Raw genomic sequence first — 7,432 nt, forward strand, 5'->3', positions numbered from 1 at the left:
ATCCGCCCGGATGCGAATCGTGAATGGGGTGCGCGGTGTCCGAAGAACCGGGCCGTGAACGTCTGATCGCCGGCCGCTACCGTCTGGTGTCCCCGCTCGGCGAGGGCGGCATGGGCACGGTGTGGCGGGCCCGGGACGAGGTGCTGCACCGCGAGGTCGCCGTCAAGGAGGTGCGCGCGCCGGCCGGGCTCCCGGCGAGCGACGTCGAGCGGATGTACGCCCGGCTGGAGCGCGAGGCCTGGGCGGCGGCCCGGGTCGCGAACCGGAACGTCGTGACGGTGTACGACGTGGCCACGCAGGACGGACGGCCGTGGATCGTCATGGAGCTGGTGCGGGGCATCTCGCTCGCCGATCTGCTGGACGCCGAGGGCCCGTTGGCGCCGGCCCGGGCCGCGCACATCGGGGCCGAGGTGCTGGCCGCGCTGCGGGCCGCGCACGAGGCGGGGGTGCTGCACCGGGACGTGAAGCCGGCCAACGTGCTGCTGTCGAACGACGACCGGGTCGTGCTCACCGACTTCGGCATCGCCACCGTCGAGGGCACCTCCGCGCTGACCATGACCGGTGAGGTCATCGGTTCCCCCGAGTTCCTCGCGCCGGAGCGGGCGCTGGGGCGCACGCCGGGTCCCGAGTCGGACCTGTGGTCGCTGGGCGTGCTGCTGTACGCGTCGGTCGAGGGCTGCTCCCCGTTCCGTCAGGACACTCCGCTGAGCACCCTGCGCGCCATCGTCGACGAGGAGTTGCCGCCGCCGCGCCGGGCGGGCCCGCTCGCCCCGGTGATCGAGGGGCTGCTGCGCAAGGACCCGGGCGAGCGGCTGCCCGCCGACCGCGCCGAGCGGGACCTGCGGCTGGTGGCCGCCGGGGGTGCCCCCTCCGGGGGAGGCGCCCCGCACGCCGGCACCGTGCGGACGACGCCGTACTCGCCGACGGTCGCGGGCCTGCCGCCGACCGCGGGGACGGAGCCGCTCCCCGCACGGCACCGGACGCCCCCCGCGCCGGCCGGGCCCACGACGGCCGCCCGGACCGAGCCGGGCGGTGACCGGCGCGCCGCAGGCGTCCTGGTCGCGGGCGTGGTGGCCCTGGCGCTGGCGGTCGCCGGACTGACGTACGCGCTGCTGAACCGGGACGGCGGGGACGACGGCGCCGGCGGGGGCGTCGCCGACAGCCCGTCGCAGGGCGTGAGCCTCACCGCGTCGCCCCGGCCGAGCGCCACGGAGAGCGGTGAGAAGTCCTCGCCGGGACCGAGCCGCAGCGAGAGCGCGAGCGCGAGCGCCACGAGCGAGGCGCCGCAGTCCGTCACGGTCACCGTCAGCGGACGGCACACGGACTACTCCGGCGCCTGTCCGCCGCCGGGCGAGGGGGCGCCCGCCTTCACGGCGACCATCACGGTGGGCCGGCTGCCCGCCCAGGTGTCCTACCGCTGGGTGGCGCAGGACGGCGGGCTCGCGGACGCGGGCTGGAGGACGCTCGACTTCCCGGCGGGCGGCGGGACGTCGAAGCAGGATCAGGTGACCGTGACGACGTACGCCGGGAGCGGCACGTACCGGAACGCGATCGCCGTCGAGGTCCGCGAGCCGCGGCGGACGACGTCGGACTCGGTGCCGTTCTCGGTGACCTGCGAGACGGAGGCCCCGTCGGGCGAGGCCTCCCCCTCCGCGTCACCCTCGGAGTGACGGCTCAGGCGGCGCTGTTCAGGACGGGCAGGTAGCCACCCGACTGACCGGACGCGGTCGGGTGGTAGGACTCACCGATGTTGAGCCAGTTGACGCTGTGCAGCCAGGAGCTGCCGGAGCAGATCTCGTGGCCGCTGAAGGTGGTGCGGACGTCGCCGAAGACGAAGCCGTGGGCGGCCGCGCGCTGAGCGGTGACGCTGTTGAGGAGGTCGGAAGCGTTGTTGATGGCGCTGCGCTTGGTCTCGGACAGGCCCAGGCAGGTCGTGCCGAGCTGGTAGAAGCGGGGGTAGCCGATGACGACGACGCGGGCGGCGGGCGCCTTGGAGCGGATCGCCGAGTAGACGCTGTCGAGCTGGCCGGGGAGCGTGGAACTGACGTAGGCGCGTGCGGTGTTGATGCGGCTGACGCAGGTGCTGTCGGAGCTGGTGACGCAGGTGGTCATGACGTCGGCGAAGCCGGCGTCGTTGCCGCCGATGCTGATGGAGACGAGGCCGGTGGAGGAGTTGAGCGGGCCGAGCTGTCCGGACAGAACATCACCCGTTCGAGCACCCGAGCAAGCGGTGAACGAGAACGAGGCGGGGGCGTGTGCGGCGTTCCAGAGGTACGGGTACGCCTTCGTGCTGCGCTTGCAGTCGCCGCTGGAGCTGATGTAGCTGCCGGCTCCGACGCCTGAGGAGTAGGAGTCACCGAGGGCCACATAGCCCCCGGTCGCGGCGAGTTGGGCTCCCTGCGCCGGGGCCGCCCCGGTGAGTGCGGCGCCGACGGCGAGGAGGAGCGAGCTGACGAGTACGGCAATTCGGGAACGTCTCATGGAACCTCCCTTAGCAGGATCTCTGCCGCAACCTTGGTACCAACTACGCGCGTTGACGGGAAGTGTTCATGCCAAAACTTCTCGACCGTGAACCGGTCGATCACCCCTCATTTGTTACGTGTGCACGTCAAATTTGTTGACTGTCCTTCAACACCCTTGTTCTACGGCGGTAGATGACGGAGTCTTTACCCCGGCCGAGAGCGGCACGCCGCGACGCTCGACGCCGTGTGCGCCGACTCCGCGCGCACCCCCCACAGACGCACGCCCCCACCCCGGCGTGCGCCGCCTAGAGGAGGACTCCCTCGTAATGGCACACCTTCGCAGCAACAAGGTCCGCGTCTCCGCCGCCGCCACCGTGGCGGCCGCCGCCCTCGTCGGCGGACTGACCGCGCTCCCCGCCCAGGCCGCCCCGGCCGAGGGAAGGGTCCTCGCGGCCGGCTCCCCCACCGCCGTCAAGGACAGCTACATCGTCACCCTCAAGCAGGACGCCGGCTTCAAGGCGTCCTCGGTGACCGGCAAGGACCTCATCAAGAGCTACGGCGGCTCGGTGAAGAAGACGTTCGGCGCCGCGCTGAACGGCTACACCGCGACCCTCTCCGCCGCCGAGGCGAAGAGACTGGCCGCCGACCCCGCGGTCGCCGTCGTGGAGCAGGACCAGACCGTCCACGTGGACACCACGCAGTCCAGCGCCCCCTGGGGCCTGGACCGCATCGACCAGACCTCGCTCCCGCTGTCCGGCACCTACACCTACCCGGACTCCGGCGGCAGCGGGGTGACGGCCTACGTCATCGACACCGGCGTCCGCATCACGCACTCCCAGATCAGCGGCCGGGCCACCAACGGCTACGACGCCGTCGACGGCGACAACGTCGCCCAGGACGGCAACGGCCACGGCACCCACGTCGCCACCACCATCGCGGGCTCCACGTACGGCGTCGCCAAGAAGGCGAAGATCGTGGCGGTCCGGGTGCTGAACAACAGCGGCTCCGGCACCACGGCCGGCGTCATCGCGGGCATCGACTGGGTGACGGCGAACCACTCCGGTCCCTCGGTGGCCAACATGTCCCTCGGCGGCGGCGTCTCCACCACCCTGGACGCGGCCGTGCGCCGCTCCATAGCCAGCGGCGTCACCTACGCCGTCGCGGCGGGCAACAGCAGCACCACCGCCTCCTCGTCCTCCCCGGCCCGCGTCACCGAGGCCATCACCGTCGGCGCCACCACCAGCACCGACGCCAAGGCCAGCTACTCCAACTACGGCTCGGCCCTGGACATCTTCGCCCCCGGCTCCTCCATCACGGCCGGCTGGTACACCAGCGACACCGCGACCAACACCATCTCCGGCACGTCGATGGCGACCCCGCACGTCGCGGGCGCGGCCGCGGTCTACCTCGCGGGCCACACCTCGGCCACCCCGGCCCAGGTCGCCACGGCCCTGGTCAACGGCGCCACCACCGGCAAGGTCACCAGCGCCGGCACCGGCTCCCCGAACCGCCTGCTGAAGATCGTTCCGTGATCCGGCTCCCGTCGCGGGGCGAACCGGCTCCCGACGCGGAGTGATTCCCGGCTCCTGACGAGAAGAGCACCCCGACTCGCGCGATACGGGCGGGAGTCGACACCACCGTTCCCCGGAGGCCCACGACGCCTCCGGGGAACGTTTATGTCAGGTCCCTGATCACACTTGTCCGTCTTCACCACCGGACGACCCGTTGTGTAACGGTCAAACGAACAAAAAGGTGAGGTCTCTCTCCAGGTCTTGCCATACGGGCGCAATCGTCAATACCGTCAGACATCTCACCCGCATCGGACCGTCAGCAAGCGGCTCTAGGGGAGGGCTCAAGGACCGCGACGGTTCCGGCGCGGGGCGCGGCAGGGGGGTGCCGTGCCCGGTGACCGCAGTGGTGGCCGGGTCGTGCCGCGCAGTCGGCTGCCGTTTTCCGGGGGCCGGCCGGCTTTGCCGGCTCACCCCGGCGTGCGCGGAGAGTCCCTCCGCCATGCCGTGCCGAGGGTGCGACGGAGAGGTCTTCCGTCGTGCCGTGCGGCCGTGGGTGGGAAAACAACCCCCCTTTCGAACCGGACGTGGATCCGGGCCGCCCGGGGGAGGGCGGCCCACCGGACGAGAGGGACCAGACTCATGAGTTCCGTTCTGCAGCCGGCGACACCGGGCCAGGATCTCCAGGCTCCGTCCACCGTCGGCACGTACCGGCCCATCTCCTCTCACCTGGCCATCACGCCGCCCGTGAGCGTCGTGATCCCGGCGATGAACGAGGCCGAGAACCTTCCGTACGTCTTCAAGTCCCTGCCGGACTGGATCCACGAAGTGGTCCTGGTCGACGGCAACTCCACCGACGGCACCGTCGAGGTCGCCCGCGAACTGTGGCCCGGCGTCAAGGTCGTCGGGCAGCGGGGGCGTGGCAAGGGCGACGCCCTGATCACCGGCTTCGAGGCCTGTTCCGGCGACATCATCGTGATGGTCGACGCCGACGGCTCGGCCGACGGCAACGAGATCGTGTCCTACGTCTCCGCCCTCGTCTCCGGCGCCGACTTCGCCAAGGGCTCCCGCTTCGCCAACGGCGGCGGCACCGACGACATGACCTTCGTCCGCCGGCTCGGCAACCGGGTCCTGTGCGCCGTCGTCAACCGCAAGTTCGGCGCCCGCTACACCGACCTGTGCTACGGCTACAACGCCTTCTGGCGGCACTGCCTCGACAAGATCGACCTCGACTGCACCGGCTTCGAGGTCGAGACCCTGATGAACATCCGGGTCGTCAAGGCGGGGCTGAGGGTGCAGGAGATCCCCAGCCACGAGTACCTGCGCATCCACGGCGTCAGCAACCTGCGCGCCGTGCGCGACGGGCTGCGGGTGCTGCGGGTGATCCTCGAGGAGCGGTCCAACCGGCGGTCGCTGCGCCGCGGCGGACACCGCTCGCCCCTGCTCGACACCGTCCGGGGAGAGGCGTCTTGAGCACGGACGGCACCCCGGCCGCCGCTTCGGCCCGGCTCCCGGACGGTGACCCGGACGGTGACCGCGACACGATCTCCGTCGTCGTCTGCGTCTACACCGAGGACCGCTGGGAGGACATCCTCGCGGCGGTCGCCTCGGTGCGCGCCCAGACCCGGCCCGCCCTGGAGACCCTGCTGGTCGTCGACCACAACCCGACCCTCCTGGACCGGCTGACCAAGGAGTACGAGGGGGCCGACGAGGTCCGGGTGCTGCCCAACGCGGGCCCGCGCGGACTGTCGGCCGGCCGCAACACCGGCGTCGCCGCCTCGCACGGCGCGATCGTCGCCTTCCTCGACGACGACGCCGTCGCCGAACGGGACTGGCTGCGCCGCTTCGCCGACCCCTACCGCGACCCGCGGGTGATGGCGGTCGGCGGACGGGCGGTGCCCGTGTGGTCCTCCGGCCGGCGGCCCGACTGGTTCCCCGAGGAGTTCGACTGGGTGGTGGGCTGCTCCTACCGGGGCCTGCCCGCCGGCCGGGTGCGGGTGCGCAACGTCCTCGGCGGCAACGCCTCGTTCCGGCGGGAGGCGTTCGACGTCGCGGGCGGCTTCGCCACCGGCATCGGACGCGACGGCGACAAGCGGCCGCTGGGCGGCGAGGAGACGGAGCTGTGCATCCGGATCGGCCGCGCGAGACCCGACGCGATCCTCCTCGTCGACGACCGCGCGGTGATCCACCACAAGGTGCCCGCGGCCCGCGAGCACTTCGCCTACTTCCGCACCCGCGCCTACGCCGAAGGCCTGTCCAAGGCCCTCGTCGCCCGCAGCGTCGGCACCGGCAAGGGCCTGGAGTCCGAACGCCGGTACGCCACCCGCGTGCTGCCGGCCGGCGTCGCCCGCGGCCTGCGCGACCAGTTCCTGGGCCGCTCCGGCGGGGCCCGCCGCGCGGGCGCGATCGTCGCCGGCGTCCTGACCGCCGCCGGCGGTTACGTGGTGGGCAGCGTCCGGGCCCGGCGCCACGGGACGACGTTCCCGGTGGTGCGGATCGGCGAGGTGACCGGGGCCGGCGCCGCCGTGCGGGAGGGGGACGCCGCATGACGGACGCGCGGGTGCCGATCCTGATGTACCACGCGGTCGCGGCCGAACCGAACGACGCCACCCGTGCCCTCTCGGTCACTCCGGAGGCGTTCGGCGAACAGATGGCGGCGATCGCGGACCGCGGCCTCACCCCGCTCACCACCGCGGGCCTCGCCGCCCGCTGGCGCTCCGGCCGGCCGCTGCCCGCCCGGCCCGTCCTGATCACCTTCGACGACGGCTACGAGGGCGTGCACCGCCACGCCCTCCCCGCCCTGGCCGGACACGGCTTCCCGGCCACCCTGTTCGTGTCCACCGGCTGGCTCCGGGGCGCGTACGACACCGGCGGCGGCCCGGACGCCATGCTGGACTGGCGGCAGGTGCGCGAACTGGCGGACGCCGGCGTGGAGATCGGCGGCCACAGCCACACCCACCCGCAGCTCGACCAGATCGACGACACCGCCCTGCGCGCCGAGCTGACCCGCTGCCGGGACGTCGTCGCCGGCGAACTGGGCGCCCCGCCCGTGTCGTTCGCCTACCCGTACGGCTACTCCAGCCGGCGGGTGCGCACGGCGGTGCGGGAGAACGGGTTCGCCCAGGCCCTCGCCGTCGGCAACTCCCTCGCCCGCCGCGCCCAGGGCCCGTACGCCCTGCGGCGGGTGACCGTGCGGCGCGGCACGGACGCCGAGGAGTTCGGGCGGCTCCTCGACGGCCGGGCCGTCGCCCGCGCCTTCGCCCGGGACCGCGCCCTCACCAAGGGGTACGCGGTGGTCCGCGGGGCCCGGCGGATCCGCCGCAGGGCCGTCGGGGCCCTCGGCTGAGCCGGCGGGGGGGGGGCGGGGGGCCGCCCCCCCCCCCCCCCCCCCGCCGCCGGCCCGGCCCCCCCCCCCCCCCCCCCCCCCCCCCCCCCCCCCCCCCCCGCCCCCCCCCCCGGGAC

6 protein-coding genes are annotated in these 7,432 nt (G+C 73.3%); 5 read left to right on the plus strand and 1 reads right to left on the minus strand.

Translation table 11 applies throughout. From position 1 onward, the window contains the following. Nucleotides 1-35: 35 nt before the first annotated feature. Entirely contained in the window at nt 36-1,670 is a 1,635-nt protein-coding gene (locus ACH4F6_RS19510) for a serine/threonine-protein kinase (RefSeq protein ID WP_397961457.1), read from the plus strand. Between the two features lie 4 nt (nt 1,671-1,674). Here the strand turns inward: ACH4F6_RS19510 and ACH4F6_RS19515 are convergent, their stop codons facing one another. Continuing rightward, complete coding sequence (locus tag ACH4F6_RS19515; RefSeq protein WP_397961458.1) at nt 1,675-2,481, minus strand: SGNH/GDSL hydrolase family protein; 807 nt, start codon at nt 2,479-2,481, stop codon at nt 1,675-1,677. Nucleotides 2,482-2,788: 307 nt separating this feature from the next. Here ACH4F6_RS19515 and ACH4F6_RS19520 point away from each other — a divergent pair, with 307 nt between their 5' ends. The 4 genes from ACH4F6_RS19520 (at nt 2,789) to ACH4F6_RS19535 (ending at nt 7,316) form a co-directional block, all read left to right on the plus strand. Further along, nucleotides 2,789-3,994 (plus strand): S8 family peptidase, encoded by a 1,206-nt coding sequence (locus ACH4F6_RS19520; RefSeq protein ID WP_397961459.1) that lies wholly within the window; start codon nt 2,789-2,791, stop codon nt 3,992-3,994. A gap of 618 nt (nt 3,995-4,612) precedes the next feature. Next, on the plus strand, nt 4,613-5,443 hold the full coding sequence (locus tag ACH4F6_RS19525; RefSeq protein WP_397961460.1) for a glycosyltransferase family 2 protein: 831 nt from the start codon (nt 4,613-4,615) through the stop codon (nt 5,441-5,443). A gap of 71 nt (nt 5,444-5,514) precedes the next feature. Further along, nucleotides 5,515-6,519 carry a glycosyltransferase family 2 protein gene (locus tag ACH4F6_RS19530; RefSeq protein WP_397961536.1) on the plus strand — a complete coding sequence of 335 codons (1,005 nt, stop codon included), beginning with the start codon at nt 5,515-5,517 and terminating at the stop codon, nt 6,517-6,519. Continuing rightward, nucleotides 6,516-7,316 carry a polysaccharide deacetylase family protein gene (locus ACH4F6_RS19535; RefSeq protein ID WP_397961462.1) on the plus strand — a complete coding sequence of 267 codons (801 nt, stop codon included), beginning with the start codon at nt 6,516-6,518 and terminating at the stop codon, nt 7,314-7,316. Before ACH4F6_RS19530 ends, ACH4F6_RS19535 begins: the two co-directional genes overlap by 4 nt. Nucleotides 7,317-7,432 lie beyond the last annotated feature (116 nt).

The sequence above is a fragment of the Streptomyces sp. NPDC017936 genome (assembly GCF_044328485.1).
In the GTDB taxonomy this organism is placed as follows: domain Bacteria; phylum Actinomycetota; class Actinomycetes; order Streptomycetales; family Streptomycetaceae; genus Streptomyces.

Excerpts from the sequence above, each read along its gene's own strand:
- ACH4F6_RS19515 (WP_397961458.1), bottom strand. The coding sequence starts at position 2,481 with ATGAGACGTTCCCGAATTGCCGTACTCGTCAGCTCGCTCCTCCTCGCC.
- ACH4F6_RS19520 (WP_397961459.1), top strand. The coding sequence starts at position 2,789 with ATGGCACACCTTCGCAGCAACAAGGTCCGCGTCTCCGCCGCCGCCACC.
- ACH4F6_RS19525 (WP_397961460.1), top strand. The coding sequence starts at position 4,613 with ATGAGTTCCGTTCTGCAGCCGGCGACACCGGGCCAGGATCTCCAGGCT.
- ACH4F6_RS19535 (WP_397961462.1), top strand. The coding sequence starts at position 6,516 with ATGACGGACGCGCGGGTGCCGATCCTGATGTACCACGCGGTCGCGGCC.